21 protein-coding genes are annotated in these 18,350 nt (G+C 43.1%); 17 read left to right on the top strand and 4 right to left on the bottom strand.

Features of this window, described 5'->3' with window-relative positions; translation table 11 throughout:
• Nucleotides 1-35 precede the first annotated feature (35 nt).
• Nucleotides 36-308, top strand: coding sequence for a YlbG family protein (locus WCV65_RS09225; RefSeq protein ID WP_035412999.1), 273 nt, complete (start codon nucleotides 36-38; stop codon nucleotides 306-308).
• A 34-nt stretch (nucleotides 309-342) separates the two neighbouring features.
• Here WCV65_RS09225 and WCV65_RS09230 read toward each other — a convergent pair whose 3' ends face one another.
• The gene (locus tag WCV65_RS09230; protein WP_338781774.1) at nucleotides 343-732 is read right to left on the bottom strand and encodes a methylthioribose kinase; all 390 of its coding nucleotides are present in this window, start codon (nucleotides 730-732) and stop codon (nucleotides 343-345) included.
• 357 nt (nucleotides 733-1,089) lie between these two features.
• Here WCV65_RS09230 and rsmD point away from each other — a divergent pair, with 357 nt between their 5' ends.
• Together rsmD and coaD are read left to right on the top strand one after the other, a co-directional pair.
• Nucleotides 1,090-1,662, top strand: a complete 573-nt coding sequence (rsmD, locus tag WCV65_RS09235) for a 16S rRNA (guanine(966)-N(2))-methyltransferase RsmD (RefSeq protein ID WP_035412994.1) — start codon at nucleotides 1,090-1,092, stop codon at nucleotides 1,660-1,662.
• Nucleotides 1,662-2,150 (top strand): pantetheine-phosphate adenylyltransferase, encoded by a 489-nt coding sequence (coaD, locus tag WCV65_RS09240; RefSeq protein ID WP_035412992.1) that lies wholly within the window; start codon nucleotides 1,662-1,664, stop codon nucleotides 2,148-2,150. The genes rsmD and coaD overlap by 1 nt, the downstream gene beginning before the upstream one ends.
• A 150-nt stretch (nucleotides 2,151-2,300) precedes the next feature.
• On the opposite strand, the gene ylbJ is transcribed toward coaD, so the two are convergent.
• The gene (gene ylbJ, locus WCV65_RS09245) at nucleotides 2,301-3,503 is read right to left on the bottom strand and encodes a sporulation integral membrane protein YlbJ (protein ID WP_338781777.1); all 1,203 of its coding nucleotides are present in this window, start codon (nucleotides 3,501-3,503) and stop codon (nucleotides 2,301-2,303) included.
• 161 nt (nucleotides 3,504-3,664) lie between these two features.
• Here ylbJ and WCV65_RS09250 point away from each other — a divergent pair, with 161 nt between their 5' ends.
• A complete protein-coding gene (locus tag WCV65_RS09250) occupies nucleotides 3,665-4,456 on the top strand; it encodes a patatin-like phospholipase family protein (protein ID WP_338781779.1) in 792 nt (263 codons plus the stop codon).
• The gene (locus WCV65_RS09255) at nucleotides 4,446-5,486 is read left to right on the top strand and encodes a SepM family pheromone-processing serine protease (protein WP_338781781.1); all 1,041 of its coding nucleotides are present in this window, start codon (nucleotides 4,446-4,448) and stop codon (nucleotides 5,484-5,486) included. The genes WCV65_RS09250 and WCV65_RS09255 overlap by 11 nt, the downstream gene beginning before the upstream one ends.
• A 28-nt stretch (nucleotides 5,487-5,514) precedes the next feature.
• On the opposite strand, the gene WCV65_RS09260 is transcribed toward WCV65_RS09255, so the two are convergent.
• Nucleotides 5,515-6,747, bottom strand: a complete 1,233-nt coding sequence (locus tag WCV65_RS09260; RefSeq protein WP_338781783.1) for a nucleotidyltransferase — start codon at nucleotides 6,745-6,747, stop codon at nucleotides 5,515-5,517.
• A gap of 229 nt (nucleotides 6,748-6,976) precedes the next feature.
• On the opposite strand from WCV65_RS09260, the gene WCV65_RS09265 reads away from it, so the two are divergent.
• The 4 genes from WCV65_RS09265 to WCV65_RS09280 all read left to right on the top strand — a co-directional run bounded on the left by WCV65_RS09265 (nucleotide 6,977) and on the right by WCV65_RS09280 (nucleotide 9,785).
• Nucleotides 6,977-7,501, top strand: coding sequence for a DUF177 domain-containing protein (locus WCV65_RS09265; RefSeq protein WP_338781785.1), 525 nt, complete (start codon nucleotides 6,977-6,979; stop codon nucleotides 7,499-7,501).
• A gap of 92 nt (nucleotides 7,502-7,593) precedes the next feature.
• Nucleotides 7,594-7,767, top strand: coding sequence for a 50S ribosomal protein L32 (gene rpmF, locus WCV65_RS09270; protein ID WP_123916290.1), 174 nt, complete (start codon nucleotides 7,594-7,596; stop codon nucleotides 7,765-7,767).
• A 422-nt stretch (nucleotides 7,768-8,189) separates the two neighbouring features.
• Nucleotides 8,190-8,957 (top strand): enoyl-CoA hydratase/isomerase family protein, encoded by a 768-nt coding sequence (locus WCV65_RS09275; RefSeq protein WP_051860850.1) that lies wholly within the window; start codon nucleotides 8,190-8,192, stop codon nucleotides 8,955-8,957.
• 228 nt (nucleotides 8,958-9,185) lie between these two features.
• A complete protein-coding gene (locus tag WCV65_RS09280) occupies nucleotides 9,186-9,785 on the top strand; it encodes an RsfA family transcriptional regulator (protein WP_338781788.1) in 600 nt (199 codons plus the stop codon).
• 46 nt (nucleotides 9,786-9,831) lie between these two features.
• Here the strand turns inward: WCV65_RS09280 and WCV65_RS09285 are convergent, their stop codons facing one another.
• On the bottom strand, nucleotides 9,832-10,308 hold the full coding sequence (locus WCV65_RS09285) for an N-acetyltransferase (protein WP_338781790.1): 477 nt from the start codon (nucleotides 10,306-10,308) through the stop codon (nucleotides 9,832-9,834).
• A 188-nt stretch (nucleotides 10,309-10,496) separates the two neighbouring features.
• Here WCV65_RS09285 and WCV65_RS09290 point away from each other — a divergent pair, with 188 nt between their 5' ends.
• The 8 genes from WCV65_RS09290 (at nucleotide 10,497) to rsmH (ending at nucleotide 18,328) form a co-directional block, all read left to right on the top strand.
• Entirely contained in the window at nucleotides 10,497-11,837 is a 1,341-nt protein-coding gene (locus WCV65_RS09290) for a biotin carboxylase N-terminal domain-containing protein (protein ID WP_338781792.1), read from the top strand.
• Between the two features lie 14 nt (nucleotides 11,838-11,851).
• Complete coding sequence (locus tag WCV65_RS09295) at nucleotides 11,852-12,067, top strand: acetyl-CoA carboxylase biotin carboxyl carrier protein subunit (protein WP_035412975.1); 216 nt, start codon at nucleotides 11,852-11,854, stop codon at nucleotides 12,065-12,067.
• 19 nt (nucleotides 12,068-12,086) lie between these two features.
• Nucleotides 12,087-13,619 carry an acyl-CoA carboxylase subunit beta gene (locus WCV65_RS09300; protein ID WP_338782225.1) on the top strand — a complete coding sequence of 511 codons (1,533 nt, stop codon included), beginning with the start codon at nucleotides 12,087-12,089 and terminating at the stop codon, nucleotides 13,617-13,619.
• A gap of 148 nt (nucleotides 13,620-13,767) precedes the next feature.
• Nucleotides 13,768-14,640 carry a 2-dehydropantoate 2-reductase gene (locus WCV65_RS09305; protein ID WP_338781795.1) on the top strand — a complete coding sequence of 291 codons (873 nt, stop codon included), beginning with the start codon at nucleotides 13,768-13,770 and terminating at the stop codon, nucleotides 14,638-14,640.
• A gap of 16 nt (nucleotides 14,641-14,656) precedes the next feature.
• Nucleotides 14,657-15,043, top strand: a complete 387-nt coding sequence (locus WCV65_RS09310; RefSeq protein ID WP_338781797.1) for a DUF3397 family protein — start codon at nucleotides 14,657-14,659, stop codon at nucleotides 15,041-15,043.
• An 88-nt stretch (nucleotides 15,044-15,131) separates the two neighbouring features.
• Nucleotides 15,132-16,754, top strand: a complete 1,623-nt coding sequence (bshC, locus tag WCV65_RS09315) for a bacillithiol biosynthesis cysteine-adding enzyme BshC (protein WP_338781799.1) — start codon at nucleotides 15,132-15,134, stop codon at nucleotides 16,752-16,754.
• Nucleotides 16,755-16,876: 122 nt separating this feature from the next.
• Nucleotides 16,877-17,308, top strand: a complete 432-nt coding sequence (gene mraZ / locus WCV65_RS09320) for a division/cell wall cluster transcriptional repressor MraZ (RefSeq protein ID WP_338781801.1) — start codon at nucleotides 16,877-16,879, stop codon at nucleotides 17,306-17,308.
• A gap of 84 nt (nucleotides 17,309-17,392) precedes the next feature.
• Entirely contained in the window at nucleotides 17,393-18,328 is a 936-nt protein-coding gene (gene rsmH, locus WCV65_RS09325; protein ID WP_035412955.1) for a 16S rRNA (cytosine(1402)-N(4))-methyltransferase RsmH, read from the top strand.
• Nucleotides 18,329-18,350 lie beyond the last annotated feature (22 nt).

The raw sequence follows: 18,350 nt of genomic DNA on the forward strand, positions 1-18,350 counted from the left end.
ACTTTTCTTGGACATGTGAAAAAGGGTGAGAAAAAATGGATGGAAAAAGACAAGGTCTAATTGTATGGATGCACTCATTGAAGCAGGTTAAAATGCTTCGCCGTTTTGGAAACGTTCACTATATTTCCAGAAGGCTCAAATATGTTGTTCTGTACTGTGATATGGAGCAAAATGAGGCGCTTAAAGAGAAAATCGCATCTTACTCTTTTGTAAAGCATGTTGAACCCTCTTACAAGCCATTTCTCAAGCTCGAATTCGAGAAAAAGCAAGATAAAGCGAAGGAATATGATTACAAAATGGGTTTATAATCCAAACGCAATCCAGTAACCTGGATTGCGTTTTTTATATTAATGGGGGAAGGATATGGTTTAACCGAAGGATTCCCGTTAGGTATTGATAATATAAAATGGGTTCATGAAATACAGAAGAAGACTTTACAGCAAATTGGTAGACGGGCTTTCCGGATTCTTCAGCCGCATCACGAAAAAGCCGGTAGCGCTGTGTATCTTTTTCACTGGGATCAATAATTCCTTCGCGGCAAATATAGATGGCCTGAAAATTTCCGGGATCTGTTGGAGACATGATAACTCCTGCAGTCGTTACCTTTTTATTATTATGTACCGTTGATAGATCAAGAAATGAGATAATTCTATGTTTATTGGACCGGATAATTTCCAGTAATTCATATAAATCTGAATAGCCTTCGCCAAGCTCGATAAAACGCTGTACCATTACATACTCTCCTTTTTTGCAGATGGTTTTCATATCAAATGTAGCATGAATCTGAAAGTTGCGCCATTGAAGGAAATAAATGTATAGAAATGTAAAAGGCAGGCCATACTCTCTATTAACAGCATCTCGTTCATGATGTTGTTGCCAACCGCGGAGAAGACTTACGTTTCCCCATAAGTTCTTCCTCCGGTTTCTCCTCTCCCTTTTCCTTCTAGCCTTTTGGTTTAGAGGGACCCTGCGGTTTTACTGCGGGGTTTTTTTTATGCTTAAAAAGGCTTGCCTTTTCTCTCCCATTAATTTATGGTACGATGACTTTGCGAAAAAACAGGAAATTTGTAAAGCAGTGGTGAATAGAAAATGAGAGTTGTATCAGGTTCATTAAAAGGGAGACCTTTAAAAGCAGTTCCGGGGATGTCGACCAGACCGACGACTGATAAGGTCAAAGAAGCAATCTTTAATATGATCGGACCTTATTTTGATGGAGGACTCGCGCTTGATCTCTTTGGAGGAAGCGGCGGCCTCGGAATTGAAGCGTTAAGCAGAGGCACAGAGCGGTGCATATTTGTGGACCGGGACGCAAAAGCCATCCAAACCATACATAGCAATCTAGAGGCGTGCCGGCTGCAGGATCAGTCCGAGGTTTATCGCAATGATGCAGAGCGGGCGCTTAAAGCGATTATTAAGAGAGAGCTGCAGTTTCAATTGGTGTTTTTGGATCCGCCGTATAAGCAACAAAAATTGAAAGCGCTTATCGAACAGATTAGTGATGAACAGCTTCTTACAGAGGGCGGCTTTGTCGTTGCAGAGCATGGGACGGAGGTTGAATTGCCCGGTCAAATTGGAAGCTTCGAATTAGTAAAGTTTGAGAAGTATGGGATGGCTGCTGTCAGTATTTACAGACACGGCGATGGGAGAATGGGGGAAATGTAATGGCAAGTGTAGCAGTTTGTTCAGGTAGTTTTGATCCGGTTACTCTTGGACATATGGATATTATCAGACGGGGAGCCAATATATTCGATACGGTTTACGTTTGTGTATTAAACAACTCATCTAAAAATTCTTTGTTCAGTGTGGATGAGAGATGCGCGTTATTAAAAGAAGTAACCAAGGATATTCCCAATGTTACGGTAGAGTCCTCTCAAGGTTTACTGATTGATTACGCCAGAAGCAAGAATGCCAATGCGATTCTAAGAGGGTTAAGAGCCGTATCGGATTTTGAATACGAAATGCAGATTACATCCATGAACAGGGTGCTCGATGATAAAATCGAAACCTTCTTTATGATGACAAACAACCAATATTCATTCTTAAGTTCGAGCATTGTCAAGGAAGTGGCAAAATACAACGGAGATATTTCGGACCTTGTCCCCCCGTGTGTTGAAGAAGCCCTTAAGGAAAAATTCAATAAAGCAGAATGAGGGCGGAGGATTTTCTCTGCCCTTATTTACTACTGTATCCTCTTTCTTTGTATAAATTGATTTATCCCGCTTCAGCGCCTGGTCCAATCTGAGGTGCCGGGGGCCCGCAGGATGCGGGTCACTTCTGCGCTACGGCAGGACACGCTACTCTTAATAAGCCCCATGTTTTCGCCAGTAAAGCCAAATATACAAGCCAAGGAAAAATAATGTAATGAGCGGACCGGATGAAAATAAAAGGCTAAATGGCTCCAGACCTTCAGTTCCTTGTGAAGGTGCATACGTTAATGAAACGCCTCCCCGGTTTACATATAGCGGCTTCCATAGCAGCCAGGTAAGAATGGCTGCCAGAAATCCCTGCATGATCCTGGCTATGAAAAACGGAAAAAAGCGAATGTCGGTTTCGGCGAGAATGCTTGCAACCTGAGCTTGAACAGATAAACCGCTGAATCCCAAAATAAAGGACGCCATGATGACTTTTGATAACAGTCCCGCACTCGCCTTGCTTGTCTCCATATTTCCTTGTGTAATTTCAAAAATACCTGCTATCAGTGGCTTTGTAAGGCTTTCCGGGAGGGAGAATATAGTGAAAAGCTGGCTTAAAATCCCAGCAGCCATATTTGAAAACCCAACAATATCCAGAATTTTTGTTAATACGGAGAAGAGTATGATAAAGCCGCCAATGACTAGCAGCGTTTGAACAGATCCAAGTACAGCATCCCCAAGCATCTTTCCAATTGGCTTTTTATTTTTTAACCGGGTCTCATGAAGTGCTGAAAAGGCCTCTGAAAAGGAAGGGAAAGGGAGTTTCTTGACCCTTGCTTCTTCTTTCGATTCTGTTTGGCTTCCATGAAATCGCATGAGGATGCCTACCAGCAGGTTTGATAAATAATGCGCGGATGCGAGCAAAATGCCCAATGCCGGGTTTTTAAATATTCCAACAGAAACGGCAGCAAACATAAAAAGGGGACTTGAACAATTCGTGAAGGATACGAGCCGTTCTGCTTCAATACTGGTTAGCTGCTTTTCTTTACGCAGCCGGGAAGTAAGTTTTGCACCTGCAGGAAAACCAGATGCAATTCCCATTGCCCAAACAAATCCGCCCGACCCAGGGACCTTAAACAGCGGCCTCATGACTGGCTCAAGAAGAACGCCGGCAAACCGGACAACACCGAAGCCTATGAGCAGCTCGGAAATGATAAAGAAAGGGAGCAGGGAAGGAAATACTATGGTCCACCAAACTTCCAGCCCGCCCCTTGAGGCCTCCAGAGAAGCCTTTGGATGCAAGATAATTGAAGCGGTGAGCGTAAGCAATAAAAATGCGATCAGCAGGGTATTCCACTTTTCACGGCCCATCAGGCTCCCCCTCTCTATGTTCTATACAACGAGAACCGTGTAATGATAAAATAGTTGTCAGGCATGTACCTCTTCATTACCTTAATATACGAGAATAGCCTTCTATTTTAGACCATAAGATTCAGTATCTGCCTTTAAATGATTAAGGAGGGCTGGTGAACATGGAACCTAAAATCGGTTTGGCGCTCGGATCCGGGGGAGCGAGAGGATTTGCACATCTCGGTGTATTGAAAGTATTGAAGGACGAGGGAATTCCGGTTCACATGATAGCCGGGAGCAGCATGGGAGCACTTGTTGGAAGCTTTTATGCAGCGGGGCTTGATATAAAAAGTCTGTACCAAATCGCTGCTGCCTTTAAAAGAAGCTATTATTTAGATCTGACCATCCCTAAAATGGGTTTTATTGCTGGTGAAAAAGTGAAAGGATTGATACGTGCTTTTACAAAGGGCAATAATATTGAAGATTTGAATATCCCGCTTTCCATCGTGGCTACGGACCTATGCAAAGGTGAAAAAGTAGTATTCACGAAAGGTCCGGTTGCAGAAGCCGTCCGCGCGAGCATTGCCATTCCGGGAATTTTTGTTCCGGAAATCATCGATGGCCGAATGCTTGTTGACGGGGGAGTAGTCGACCGGGTTCCGGTATCCGTTGTAAGGGATATGGGAGCGGATCTGGTTATTTCAGTTGATGTCTCTGTTGTAAAAAGACAGGCAGCGATCACATCGATTTTTGATGTAATCCTTCAAAGTCTTGATATTATGCAGGATGAACTGGTTCATCACCGTGCAGTTGCCTCCGACATCATGATACGGCCCCAAGTAGAGAAATTCAGCTCCAGGTCTTTTACGAACATACAAGAGATTATTTTAAGCGGAGAAGTGGAGGCTCAAAAAAACCTCCCGGCGATCCGTTCTTTGATTGAAAATTGGAAGGAGTCTCAGAATGAGGAATAAACGAAAAGGGGCAATCCGGGCTTTTGTCATCGGCATTATTATAGCCATGGCGATTTCCTACATAAAATTACCGTATTACGTAACAAAGCCCGGAAATGCTTCAGCTCTTGAACCCATTATTAAAGTGGATGGAGGATACGATTCAGCAGGCAGTTTTTCTCTTACCACTGTAAGTATAGGAAGGGCAAGCATTTTAGGCTATCTCGCAGCCCAATTCGATGAATACGCTGAAATTCTCCCAATGAATCAGGTCAAAGCACCGGAAGAATCCGATGAGGAATACTTGAATAGACAGCTTAAGCTGATGGAAGGCTCCCAGGAATCTGCACTGATCCTTGCTTACCATAAGGCAGGGAAAGAAGTGACAAGCAAATTTAACGGAGTGTATGTAAACTCGCTTATCAAAGGCATGCCAGCTGCAAAAAGCTTGAAGGCGGGAGACAGAGTATACGAAGTTGATGGAAAAGCACTAAAAAGTTCAGAAGAATTCGTCAGTTATGTAGAAAAGAAAAAAGAAGGAGATCAAGTTTCGATTACCTTCGAGCGCCGCGGCAGCAAAAGAACCGTCACCGTTGCCATTGCGAAATTTCCTGAAAGCTTAACAAAAGGCGGTCAATCTAGAGCGGGTATAGGGATTACCCTTATGACAGACAGAGAAGTAACCGTGAATCCCGACATTAAGCTCGATACAGAGGACATAGGCGGACCTTCCGCTGGCCTTATGATGAGCCTTGAAATATACGATCAGCTGACGAAAGAGGATTATACGAGAGGATATCAGATTGCCGGAACAGGAACGATCGCTGAAACTGGCGAGGTAGGTCCAATTGGAGGGATTTCACAAAAGATTGTCGCAGCCGATAAATCAGGAGCCGAAATCTTTTTTGCTCCAAGCGAGAACGGTAAAAAAGGCTCGAATTATGAAGAAGCCGTCAAAACCGCGAAAGACATCAAAACCAAAATGAAAATTGTTCCAGTTGACCGGTTCAGCGATGCCGTAAATTATCTTGATCAGCTTAAGGTTAAGTAGAAAACAGCCGCCATGTAATGGCGGCTGTTTATTTGTCAAACCCAATTCTTACAGGCGGTGTTGCATACTCTGCTTTTAATCGTGAGATCCTGCTTTGTTTTGGAAAACCCATTGCATAGAGATTTGCTGCTTTTATATCCAGTGAGAGGGCTGGATGCTCAAATGAATGAACATTCGTGATTAACGGCACTTTCACATTCTTTTTTATGCTTCCTAAATAACGCTGCCCGGTTGGATTCATCCCCAAAACTCTAATATAAGGACTTCGTTCTCCATTTACGGCTTCTTCCATCTGCTTTTTTGTCGTTCTCATTAGCACATGAACACACATTCGCTGAAGTCTTGTCCATGTATACCGCTTAGTTTTTAACTGTTCCATAAATTCCTGAAATGAAGAGCTTTCTTTGAGGGCGGACCTTAGACGATTTTCCAAACCTTCCTCGACCTCATAAATTTCAGAAAGCTCCTTACCCGTCATGAATAAAGCGTTATATTGCAGATATGGAAAGTATCGATCCCAGCTGAGGAATGGATTGCCCTCATTTGACCAGCCGGATAGAATGCGATATGTGGATTCCGGAACAAATGGTTTTATTTCATTTATCGTTCCATTTCCGCTGAAAATGGCTTTGCGGAGACTGGTAGCACTCGCGATTTTTCCTGACGGAAGCTCTTCATCGTGATAGCCCGCTGAAGTCCGCTGGATGGTTTGAGCCCTCATCGGACTTCCTTGCTCAAGAATAGAGGTAACATACTGAAAGCCAAGTATATTGTTCGGTTTCGTCAGATCAGCAAGATCTCCTTTAGAGCCATTGATGGCCTCAAATGAAAGGGAGAGAGCCTTTGGATAGCTCAGACCCTGTTTCATGTATTCTTTAATGCTCGACCTGTATTTTTCTTCATGTTGAGAGATTTGATTGATTGAATTGAAAAAAGGCTCAATTCTTCCATCCTCGCTGCCAAAGCACAGATGAGAAGCACCGAGCATATCCAAAATTGAAACAGCCCCGTTTGCGAACGTACTTGCTTTTTGTGAAGAATAAACGTAAGGCAGCTCTACTGTTAAGTCAGCACCTGCCTCCAGAGCCATTCTTGCACGCTCCCATTTAGGCAAAAGAGCAGGCTCGCCTCGTTGGAGGAAGGTTCCGCTCATGACGGCAATTGTAACATCGGCTTGAGCCGCCTTTTTTGCTTCCTGCATATGATATAAATGTCCGTTGTGAAAAGGATTGTATTCAACAACAAGCCCTAAAATATTCAATTAGAGTGGCTCCTTTATTTTGAATTCCGGGTCATTCATATGGTAGAGTATTCATACAGTATATCCAACATAAAACACACTTCTGCGAAAGTGTGATATAATGCTGAATATTGTGCCCGGCATGTATGGAAAGACGGCTTGAATGACTATATTATAGTGTAAAGAAAAAATATTGACAAATGGAATAGTGAAAGCTATAATTACCTTTGTTGCCTTGAGGTGATACCTAATGAAATGGTTAATCAACCAGTTATATCAATATCAAAGCAAAGGATTGGAATTGGACGAGAAAATCGATCTCACCGAGCTCATCAATGAGCATAAAGACGTGAGAGATATTTCGCCTGTCCATGTAACCGGCAGAGCCGCGATCCAATCGGATAAAGCAACGTTTCAGCTGACTGTAACAGGGGTCTTGACTCTTCCATGTGCCAGAACGCTTGTAGATGTTCGATTCCCTTTTCATATTGAGACGACTGAAGTATACCTATTGAAACCGACAGACTATGACGAGGAACTTGAAGGAGAAATTCATACGCTTGATAGCGATGAAGTTGATTTAATTCCAGCAATTAAAGAATTGATTCTTCTCGAAATTCCAATGCAGGTCTTCAGCGACAGCGTTAACGAAGAAGGAGCCGCCCCTCAGGAAGGCAGGGACTGGAAGGTCGTGTCTGAAGAGGAAAACAAAAACAAAGTGGATCCAAGAATGGCTGAACTGGCCAAATTCTTCGATAACAATAATGAAAGCTAAAGGCTGATTTTTAGCTTTAAACCAGATGATCGGATTTACGCCGTCTTCATCCAGTACATGTAAGTTTAACACTCTTTAAGGAGGTGGGAAGAATGGCTGTACCTTTTAGAAGAACTTCTAAAACAAGAAAAAGATTGCGTCGTACACACTTCAAATTGCAAGTGCCTGGTATGGTAGAATGCCCTAACTGCGGTGATATGAAATTGTCTCACCGTGTCTGCAAAGCTTGCGGAACATACAAAGGAAAAGAAGTAGTGGAAAAATAAGACCATAAAAAACCCGCTCAAAGCCCAGTGCTTCGGAGCGGGTTTTTTGTTGTCTGGAAATTGTTTAGTCTGACAAACGAGCAAACGAGGAAAAGAGAGGTTTGTCAGACAAAATTGTCAGACGAACAAGGAAAAGAGCGGTTTGTCAGACGAAGTTGTCAGACAAACGAGGAAAAGAGCGGTTTGTCAGACAAAGTAGTCAGACAAATGAGGAAAAGAGCAGCTTGTCAGACAAAATTGTCAGACGAACGAGACAAAGAGCGGTTTGTCAGACAAAGTAGTCAGACAAACGAGGACAGGAGCAGCCTGCCAGTTAAACCACAGTTTCTGTCCTGCAATACAAAAGGGTAAGCACCAAAATGAATCCGTTTTCATAATCCCGGTGATATAATAGTTTTATATACATAACAGGGGTGGTTATCGTGGAAAACAAGGTACTTGTTTCAGATGTTGGAGATGGGATGATCGAAGTAAGACTTAATCGTGCTGAGAAGCGGAATGCAATAGATTTTGGTGTAATGGAGGAACTGGAAGCTTTTTTGGATCAGTATGAACAGGATGATCAAGTGCGGGGGCTTATTCTGACAGGATCCGGAGACGCAGCCTTTTGTTCAGGAGGTGATCTTTCAGCGTTCCATTCTTTAAAAACAGAAGAGGAATCATTTAGGATGCTTCATAGAATGGGAAAGATTCTTTACCGTTTTGCTATGTTCCCGGCACCTGTTTGTGCTCTTATAAATGGAACGGCTGTAGGTGGAGGCTGCGAGCTTGCAATGGCAGCGGATATCCGATATGCAAAAAAGGGAATCCGTATGGGCTTTATTCAAGGAACGCTATCGATTACTACCGGCTGGGGCGGCGGCTCTTTATTAATGGAAAGAGTGGATTCATCCAAAGCCATCGGTCTTCTATGTTCAGCGAACATATATGGTGCTCATGAGCTCCTTCAAAAAGGAGTCCTGGATGAAATATTGCCGGAACCCATTTTCCAGGAAGAAGGAGTGCAATACATAAAAACCATGCTAGCGAAAAATCCAGCTGTTACAAGGGCTTATAAAACGATTCAAGTACGAAAGCTGAAAAGCAGTCAGCTGTGGGAGAGGATGGAAGAAGAAATTCGCCAATGTGCAAGATTATGGGGAAAAGAAGAGCATCATCATGCGGTGGATCTGTTTTTTAAAAGGAAATAAGAATTTTTCAGTTCCCGCATTAAGTAGGCTTGGGAATTCTCCTTCAAGGCCGGAAAATTGTAACCTGGAGATGTTCATTAGCAAAATGGATTTCCTTCGTCTCTTAATAACCTTTTGATCCGCAGCCTGACGTCCACACCATATCAACTCCGCTTTTGTTTTAGTACATAGTCTATCGAATCTATCATCAGCATATGTATATGAAAACGATATTGGGGGGAAATGGGGATGACGGCTACAAGACAGGATGCTTGGACGCAGGATGAGGATCTTTTGCTTGCTGAAGTGGTGCTTCGCCATATTAGAGAGGGCGGGACCCAGCTGGCTGCTTTTGAAGAGGTGGGCAGACATTTGTCCAGGACGGCTGCAGCGTGCGGATTCAGATGGAATTCATATGTGAGAAAACAGTATAAGTCCGGAATTGATCATGCGAAAAGGCTTCGCAAGGAGTCTAGAGGGAAATTGGAACCTGTTAAGGAAGCGGTGAAGGAGATTACGTCCGTTTCGGATGATAAAAACGGGCTGACGATAAAAGAGATTGTGAAATTTTTAGAAGCCTATGATGATTCAGAGGATGCGAGAGTTTTAAAGGAGAGCAATCAGCTTCTTTCGGATAAAGTGCAGAAGCTTGAGCAGCAGGTTACGATTCTGGAGAAGGAAAAGCAGATTCTGCAGAATCAGCTTTTGCTTGTGGAGGAAGACTATCAGTCGCTTATTGAAATTATGGATCGTGCAAGAAAGATGGCCATTTCGCAGGAAGATGAACGGAACCGTAAAGTGAAGTTTCAGATGGATCGAAATGGGAATCTTGAGAGAATAGAAAAATAGCCAGGACTAACGAACAGGACCGCTCGTTGAGAGCGGTCCTGTTCGTTTAAGCGGATTCAGAGGAATGGCGGGAGGCGTCCGGCGACCAGAGCAGCGGGTTTTCCCCTTTATCCCGGTCCATATCGTATTTAACAGCTTCAAAATCCATTTTACTCCAGAAATCTGCGGATTTGACACGTGGATTCGTTTTAATCGGAAGCTTGAAGGATTTCGCGAATTCCACCAGGGATTGGCCATATCCCTCCCGCTGATAATCGGGAAGAACCTCAAGCTTCCAAAGCTCTAAATAATCCTGCTGTGGAGAAAAATATTGATCAAATTTTTTATCGACTCTGTAAAGACTCATCCGTGCAACCAGTTTTTCTCCGAAATAGATTCCGTAAAACGGGGAGTCACTGTCATTCTCAATAATGTTTCCTTCAAGATCCTCAAGCATGGATAGCTCTTGAAGTCCGTATTCTTTAAATCTTTTAAACTCTTCAAGTGTTTTGTAGTTAATAAGAAGGCGTTCAACCTTATGCATATTTTTTCCCCCTTGATGCAGATGAAAAGTAGTAAAATTTTAAATTTATTGACTAATCCCATTATACCATGTATTCAGTACTTTTCACAAAGGGTTAGGAAACGCTTTCAAAAAAATAAAGGATATTGCATTATATTGTAGAAACATATATTTGAAGATGGTCTTTTTTAAACTGGGGGTGGGAATCGTTGAAAAAAGTATTGATTGCAAACAGGGGTGAAATTGCTTCGCGGATCATTGAGACGTGCAAGCAGATGGGGATTGAGACGATTGCTATTTTTTCAGATGCGGATCAGGACCTGCCGTATGTAAAGGAAGCGGATTATTCCTTCCGCATTGGTGAGGCACCTGTAGGGAAATCATATCTTCTCGCAGATTCTATTTTGGAATTAGCAGTGAGAGAAGGGGCAGATGCAATCCATCCGGGTTATGGATTTCTCTCGGAGAATAGTGATTTTGTCCGAAAAACAGAGGAACTTGGATTACTGTTTATTGGACCATCGTCTGATGTGATTGAAAAAATGGGCGATAAGGTTCTTGCAAGAAAAACCATGATGGAAGCAGGAATACCCGTAGTGCCGGGCAGTGAGCTTGATTTGGACACACTGGAGCAGGCTGCTGAGAAAGCAGAACAAATCGGCTATCCTGTGATGCTGAAAGCAAGCGGGGGCGGAGGCGGGATCGGTATGCATCTTTGCCAGGACAAATCAGATCTTGAAAAAGTGTATGCATCCGCTAAAAACAGAGCAAAAGCTTACTTTGGTAATGACGAGGTTTTTATTGAAAAGTATATTGCTGAGTCCCGCCATATTGAAGTTCAAATATTCGGGGATATGCATGGGAATATCGTTCACTTGTATGAAAGGGAGTGCTCGGTTCAGCGCAGAAATCAAAAGGTAATTGAAGAAGCGCCGTCTCCAAGTATTTCAGAAGAAACACGCGGAAAAATATGCAAGGCAGCCGTTCAGGCAGCTCTTCATGTGGGCTATAGAAACGCGGGGACCGTCGAATTCATTATGGATGATCAGGAGCAATTTTATTTTCTTGAAATGAATACCCGCCTGCAGGTGGAGCACCGTGTGACTGAAATGATTACAGGGCTGGATTTGGTAAAGTGGCAGATTCTGGCTGCCAGAGGAGAAACTCTTCCCCTCAATCAGGGTGAGATCCGTAAAATTGGCCATGCATTTGAATTCAGACTTTATGCAGAGGACCCGGAAAAATTCATTCCGTCACCTGGAAAATTGAATGTGTTTACATACCCTGAGCCAACAGGTTTCATTTTGGACCGGACCTATACAGAAGGAAATCAAATTACGCCATTTTATGATCCCCTAATCGCAAAAGCGGTTGTATATGGTGAAACTCGCGATGCAGCTATGGAAAAGGCGGCCGAAGTTTTTAAAGGAATGCAAATTGAAGGGGTTAATTCCAATTTGCCTTTGTTTGTAAAGGTGATAAAGGACGAAGAGTTTAAATCAGGCCAGTACACTACATCATTATTAAAAAAATCAAAAATCGTCGGGTAAAGGATGGGACAAACATGAAAGAAGTTACAGCAAGCATGGCAGGTACAGTATTAAACGTATTAGTTGAAGCAGGTGCAGCCGTAGCATCGGGACAGGATTTACTGATGCTTGAATCAATGAAGATGGAGATTCCTGTTGAATCTGCTTATTCAGGAACTGTTAAGGAAATAAAAGTTCAAATGGGCGATTTCGTAAACGAAGGGGATGTCCTCGTTTTACTAGAGGATTAAGGGGGGCTTTGCAATGAAAATGGTAGAGCTGAACGATCAATTAAAGCAAAAAATTGCTCAAGCAGAAGCAGGCGGTCATCAAAAATATCATGATAAATCCCGAGAACAGGGAAAACTTTTTGTCAGGGACCGGCTAAAACAGCTTTTTGATAATGGTCAGTATTCGGAGGACGGCAAGTTTGCGAATCACCTTGCAGGAGATCTTCCGGCTGATGGAGTGGTAACGGCGATTGGACAGATACACGGGCAAACGGTATGTGTGATGGCCAACGATTCAACAGTTAAGGCAGGTTCCTGGGGAGCAAGAACTGTCGAAAAAATTATCCGGATCCAGGAGACGGCAGAGAAATTAATGGTGCCGCTCCTGTACTTAGTGGATTCAGCCGGAGCAAGAATTACGGATCAGCTGGATATGTTCCCAAACCGGAGAGGCGCAGGAAAGATTTTTCATAATCAGGTCAGGCTATCCGGAATGATTCCACAGATTTGTTTGCTATTTGGCCCATCTGCAGCTGGAGGAGCTTACATTCCTGCATTCTGTGACATTGTGATTATGGTGGAAGGAAATGCGTCCATGTATCTTGGTTCGCCTCGAATGGCAGAGAAGGTCATTGGGGAGAAGGTATCGCTTGAGGAAATGGGAGGAGCCAGAATGCATTGCAGTGTAAGCGGCTGCGGTGATGTGCTCGTATCTACTGAGGAAGAAGCAATTGCTGAAGCCCGGACATACTTGACGTATTTTCCGGCAAATTTTAAAAACAGGCCCTCCGAAACAGAACCGGCAGCTCCGGTAAGTGAAAAATTGCTGTCTTCGATTATTCCGGAAAATCAAAATGCTCCATTTGATATGTATGACGCAATTGATTCATTGATCGATGGGGGCAGCTTTTTTGAAATTAAAAGGCTGTTCGCACAGGAGTTAATCACGGGACTTGCCAGGATTGACGGAAAGCCTGTAGGCATTGTTGCCAATCAGCCGCGTGTTAAAGGCGGGGTGCTTTTCGTGGATTCAGCTGATAAAGCGGCAAAGTTTGTTGCATTATGTGATGCCTTTCAAATTCCGCTGCTTTTCCTTGCAGATGTACCGGGTTTCATGATTGGAACAAAAGTGGAAAGAGCGGGAATCATCCGCCACGGGGCGAAAATGATTGCAGCGATGAGTTCTGCCACCGTGCCGAGAATTTCTGTTATTGTAAGAAAGGCATATGGAGCAGGGTTATATGCGATGTCAGGTCCGGCATTTGAACCGGATTGCTGTATTGCGCTTCCGTCAGCGCAAATTGCCGTAATGGGACCTGAAGCCGCTGTCAATGCGGTTTACTCCAATAAGATCAATGAAATAGAGGATCCAAAAGAACGACTGAAATATGTGATGGAAAAGCAGCAGGAATACAAAGAAACGATCGACATATACAGGCTTGCATCCGAAATGATTATTGACCATATTGTTGGAGCGGATGATCTGCGACAGGAATTGATTGTCCGGTTTAAACAATATGAATCAAAGGAAGAACCGCTGCCTTACCGTAAGCACCCGGTTTATCCGGTATAACTAAGAAGAGATGACCTGTATACTTGCACAAGTAAGCTGCCTGCAGCTAGTGTGCAGCGCAGGTCATCTTTTTTTCATGAAGTGCAACCAAACGGATGTTTTGCTGTATTAATTTTTGGTATGATTAGGGAAAAAGGGGGCTTGGCATATGAAAGTCGGAATAATTGGCGGCGGGGCGATCGGCTTATTATTTGCAGCCTATTTAAACCGGAATCATCAGCTTACCGTCTATACAAATACAGAAGCGCAGGCAGCTGATATACGCAATCAGGGGATTGCGGTTATTAAAGATGGAGAAACTGAAATCAGTTATCCTCATGCTTCTTCTGCCAGGCATTATGAAGAGAAGCTGCTGATTGTGACTGTCAAGCAATTTCACCTCCCTTTCATCTTCAATCATCTTTCCCCAGAAGAACCAAAAACCCTTCTCTTTTTACAAAATGGAATGGGGCACATTAAGAGTTTGTCTAATTTAAAAGGACACACCATTTACACTGGCTCCGTTAGTCATGGCGCCGAAAAAAAAGGAGAAAGGGAAGTTCAGGAAAACGGCATCGGAACGACGATCTTCTCACCCTTTCCGGAAGGAACCGGCAGTGAAATGATTGAATCTCTCAGCACAGCAGATTTTCCGTTTGTCTATCGTTCTGGCTGGTATGAGATTCTTGCCGGAAAGCTGCTCGTAAATGCATGCATTAATCCGCTTACAGGGCTGCTCAATGTCCGTAATGGCCAGCTCATAGAAGATCCTCATTATCATCTTTTGCTAAAACAAGTTTTTGATGAGGTTTTCCCGGTTTTGGAACTGGGGGATGAAGCCGATCAGTGGAAAACAGTAGAGGATATATGCAGAGCAACATCCAATAACGTGTCGTCGATGCTTCAGGATTTGCGTATGGGCAGAAAAACTGAGATTGATGCAATAGCAGGCTATGTCCTGGATCTGGCATCAGATAAAAACATAACGGCTCCAATTCTTTCGTTCTTAACGAACGCAATAAAAGGACTGGAAAACAACTAAAGGGGAGCGGATGCTGGTGAAGGGACTAGTTTCAGTATTACTCGGTGCTGCAGCGTTTGCACCTGCTATATGCTTTATGCTGTTAATCTTTACTTTGAAAGCTTTGACCGGAAATGGGAAAAAGGCTTTGCTCGCCGCATCTGATTTAAGTGTTTTTCTTTTTTTCTTCTCAGTGTATATAAAAATGACCACAATCTGGGAGATGCCTTCCTTAATCTATTTGTACTGGAGTTTAGTTGGCTGGTTCCTCGTGTTCATACTATTCTTTGCGATGTCTAAATGGAAAAGGCCAAGGAAAGCTTTGAAAAAGATGTGGAGACTATCCTTCTTAGTATATTTCATGGCGTCCTTTATTTTATTGATTTATGGCGCCGGTCTTTATATCCTGAATGAACTCAACTAGCTTACGGAAACGTATTTTTTAACAAAGCCATCAATAAGTGCTATACTTTTTGACGGAATGCATTTTTAACCGAGAAAGGAAGTACATCATGGAGATATTCGAGTTCTCCCTGCAATCGGCGAATCCGTTTGTCAATGCAATGATTGAGAAAACGTTAGATATTCATACATATTTTGACTATGACATCAGCCAGGAGGATGTCTATACAAAAAGACGTGATGACCTATTAAAGCGGTCATTTAACCGAACAGAATTATGCTCTTATTTAAAATCCTACAATGAAAAATTTCAGGCTCCTGCCGCAATGAGGAATATTGAACGGCTGCTTGATGAGAAAAGCACTGTTGTAGTAGGCGGACAGCAGGCTGGGTTATTAACCGGTCCGCTATATACCATTCATAAGGTCATATCCATCCTTGCTTTGGCCAAACAGCAGGAGGAGAAGCTTGGGTCTCCGGTTATCCCTGTGTTTTGGGTAGCGGGTGAGGACCATGATTTTGATGAAATCAATCATGTTTATATTCAAAAAAATGATCGGGTGAAAAAGAAAGCCATCAGTCAGCGGTATTTGAATAAGCGCTCTGTAGCCTATGCGGAACTCGATCACGCAGCCTGTAAAAGGTGGATGGAAGAAGTCATTCAGTCCTTTGGAGAAACACAGCATACAAAAGGGCTTTTAAAGAAACTCACTATGTATATGGAGAAGTCCTCTACTTATACCGAATTTTTCGAATGGCTGATTATGGATCTATTTGGCTCAGAGGGGATTGTCCTGATTCAGTCTGCAGACGCAGGTCTTCGTGAGCTTGAAACAGAGTATTTCTCTGCTATGATTCATAAAAATGATAAACTTGCGCGCGGTGTAATGGATCAGCAGCAAATAATCAGAGAAAATGGATTCTCGCCCATTATCGAAACGGTTTTTGAAAGTGCTAACCTGTTTTATGAAGCGGATGATGAGCGGCTTCTTATGCAGCGCCTCGAATCAGGCGGATTCGCAGATAAAGAAAATCGAATCTCCTTCACAAAGCAGGAGTTTTTGAGCGAGTTAGCTGCCTGTCCAGAGAAATTCAGCAACAATGTTGTGACAAGACCGATTATGCAGGAGCTTGTTCTCCCTACTCTGGCTTTTATTGCGGGTCCAGGTGAGCTTTCCTACTGGGCGGAATTGAAGCTCGCCTTTGAAACAATGGATATTAAAATGCCGCCGGTCGTGCCAAGATTAAATGTAACCATCCTGGAGCGTTCAATCGAAACTGACTTGAAGGATATTCAAGTGGGCATTCCTGAAGCATTAAACGGAAACCTTGCCAAAATGAAGGAACAGTGGCTGATTAAAAATCAGGAGATTGAAGTTGATGGGCTGGCAGATGATGCTATTCGTGAAATTACCCGAATTCATGATCAGCTTGCAATTAAAATTGCTGGAGAATATCGCGGTATGGAAGCTTACTCTCATAAGAATAAGCAGTTCATCGTTAGGCAAATAGACCTGTTGAAGAAAGAAACCAAGAAGAACATCGAATTGAAACACCATCACATTTTAGCGAAATTTGACAGGGCAGAATGGGCTATTTCTCCGGAAGGCAGTCTGCAGGAAAGAATCTGGAACATATATTACTATTTAAACAAGTACGGAAGTCAATTCCCGCAAAATCTTGCAGGTTTGTCATATTCCTTTAATAATCAACATAAGGTTGTCAAAATTTAACGTAATTTTTTTAAAAATCCTGTGCTGTACAGGGTTTTTTTTTGTTTTCAAAACGTGTAGAATGGGAAGTGGAGATAAGTGGGGGAAAGTGGTGAGTTTGGGAGAGAGAGTGGGGACAAGGCATGTTCATGGGGGAATATCAGCACACAATCGATGCAAAAGGCCGCATGATCGTCCCAGCAAAATTCCGTGATGGGTTAGGTGAGTCATTTGTCCTAACAAGAGGGCTGGACCAATGTCTATTCGGCTATCCCATGTCAGAGTGGATCATCATGGAAGATAAACTCAAAACTCTGCCGCTAACTAAAAAAGACGCTCGGGCGTTTACACGATTCTTCTTTTCAGGTGCAGTTGAATGTGAACTGGATAAACAGGGGCGGATTAATATTGCATCCCCTCTGCTGAATTACGCTAAGCTTGAAAAAGATTGCGTTGTCATTGGGGTATCAAATCGAATTGAACTATGGAGCAAGCCGATTTGGGAAGACTATATAGACCAGCAGGAAGACTCTTTCGCAGAAATTGCTGAAAACATGATTGATTTTGATATATAATGAATCATTGTGCATGTGCTGCGAAGGATACGAATCGGGCTGCATATTGTATCATTCGAATTTGATAAAAAGGTGGGTTCATCCATGTTTGAACATAAAACAGTATTACTGAAAGAAACGGTAGATGGTCTGAATATTAAACGTAACGGTACATACGTTGATTGCACTCTTGGCGGTGCAGGCCACAGTGAATACCTGCTTTCACAATTATCTTCAGAAGGCAGATTGTTCGCTTTTGACCAGGATGACACAGCCATTGAAAATGCAAAACACAAACTTGCGGAATATGAAGGACAGGCCATCCTCATCAAAAGCAATTTCAGGCACATTAGAGAAAAGCTTGCAGAGCAAGGCGTGGAAAAGGTAGACGGGATACTCTTCGATTTAGGCGTTTCCTCTCCGCAGCTGGATACTCCTGAAAGGGGCTTCAGCTATCACCATGATGCACCCCTTGATATGAGAATGGATCAGCAATCTGACTTGTCCGCATACGATGTTGTGAATCATTGGAGCTATGAAGATCTTGTTAGAATCTTCTTCAGATATGGGGAAGAGAAATTTTCCAAGCAAATTGCCAGGAAAATTGAAGCAAGACGTGAAAAGGAACCCATAAAAACGACGGGCGAGCTTGTGGAACTGATTAAGGATGGCATTCCAGCTCCTGCAAGACGTACGGGAGGACATCCGGCTAAACGAATTTTCCAGGCGATCCGCATTGCTGTCAATGATGAACTGAAGGTGTTTGAAGAGGCGATTGAACAGTCTATTGAGCTTCTGAATCCGAAAGGGAGAATAAGTGTCATCACGTTCCATTCCCTTGAAGACAGAATCTGCAAAACGACATTCAAACAGGCGGCTGAGCTTCCGCAGCTTCCGCCAGGACTGCCGGTTATTCCAAAAGAATTTGAGCCGAAAATTAAACTTGTCACGAGAAAGCCGATTCTGCCAGCTGAAGAGGAGCTGACCGATAATAACCGGTCACGTTCCGCCAAACTTAGAATTGCAGAAAAAATAAAATAATCGGCCGATAAATAGAGAGAAA

Origin of the sequence: Metabacillus sp. FJAT-52054 (genome assembly GCF_037201815.1) — a bacterium.
Classification (GTDB): domain Bacteria; phylum Bacillota; class Bacilli; order Bacillales; family Bacillaceae; genus Metabacillus_B; species Metabacillus_B sediminis.

Excerpts from the sequence above, each read along its gene's own strand:
- WCV65_RS09225 (WP_035412999.1), top strand. The coding sequence starts at position 36 with ATGGATGGAAAAAGACAAGGTCTAATTGTATGGATGCACTCATTGAAG.
- WCV65_RS09230 (WP_338781774.1), bottom strand. The coding sequence starts at position 732 with ATGGTACAGCGTTTTATCGAGCTTGGCGAAGGCTATTCAGATTTATAT.
- rsmD (WP_035412994.1), top strand. The coding sequence starts at position 1,090 with ATGAGAGTTGTATCAGGTTCATTAAAAGGGAGACCTTTAAAAGCAGTT.
- coaD (WP_035412992.1), top strand. The coding sequence starts at position 1,662 with ATGGCAAGTGTAGCAGTTTGTTCAGGTAGTTTTGATCCGGTTACTCTT.
- ylbJ (WP_338781777.1), bottom strand. The coding sequence starts at position 3,503 with ATGGGCCGTGAAAAGTGGAATACCCTGCTGATCGCATTTTTATTGCTT.
- WCV65_RS09250 (WP_338781779.1), top strand. The coding sequence starts at position 3,665 with ATGGAACCTAAAATCGGTTTGGCGCTCGGATCCGGGGGAGCGAGAGGA.
- WCV65_RS09255 (WP_338781781.1), top strand. The coding sequence starts at position 4,446 with ATGAGGAATAAACGAAAAGGGGCAATCCGGGCTTTTGTCATCGGCATT.
- WCV65_RS09265 (WP_338781785.1), top strand. The coding sequence starts at position 6,977 with ATGAAATGGTTAATCAACCAGTTATATCAATATCAAAGCAAAGGATTG.
- rpmF (WP_123916290.1), top strand. The coding sequence starts at position 7,594 with ATGGCTGTACCTTTTAGAAGAACTTCTAAAACAAGAAAAAGATTGCGT.
- WCV65_RS09280 (WP_338781788.1), top strand. The coding sequence starts at position 9,186 with ATGACGGCTACAAGACAGGATGCTTGGACGCAGGATGAGGATCTTTTG.
- WCV65_RS09285 (WP_338781790.1), bottom strand. The coding sequence starts at position 10,308 with ATGCATAAGGTTGAACGCCTTCTTATTAACTACAAAACACTTGAAGAG.
- WCV65_RS09295 (WP_035412975.1), top strand. The coding sequence starts at position 11,852 with ATGAAAGAAGTTACAGCAAGCATGGCAGGTACAGTATTAAACGTATTA.
- WCV65_RS09300 (WP_338782225.1), top strand. The coding sequence starts at position 12,087 with ATGGTAGAGCTGAACGATCAATTAAAGCAAAAAATTGCTCAAGCAGAA.
- WCV65_RS09305 (WP_338781795.1), top strand. The coding sequence starts at position 13,768 with ATGAAAGTCGGAATAATTGGCGGCGGGGCGATCGGCTTATTATTTGCA.
- bshC (WP_338781799.1), top strand. The coding sequence starts at position 15,132 with ATGGAGATATTCGAGTTCTCCCTGCAATCGGCGAATCCGTTTGTCAAT.
- mraZ (WP_338781801.1), top strand. The coding sequence starts at position 16,877 with ATGTTCATGGGGGAATATCAGCACACAATCGATGCAAAAGGCCGCATG.
- rsmH (WP_035412955.1), top strand. The coding sequence starts at position 17,393 with ATGTTTGAACATAAAACAGTATTACTGAAAGAAACGGTAGATGGTCTG.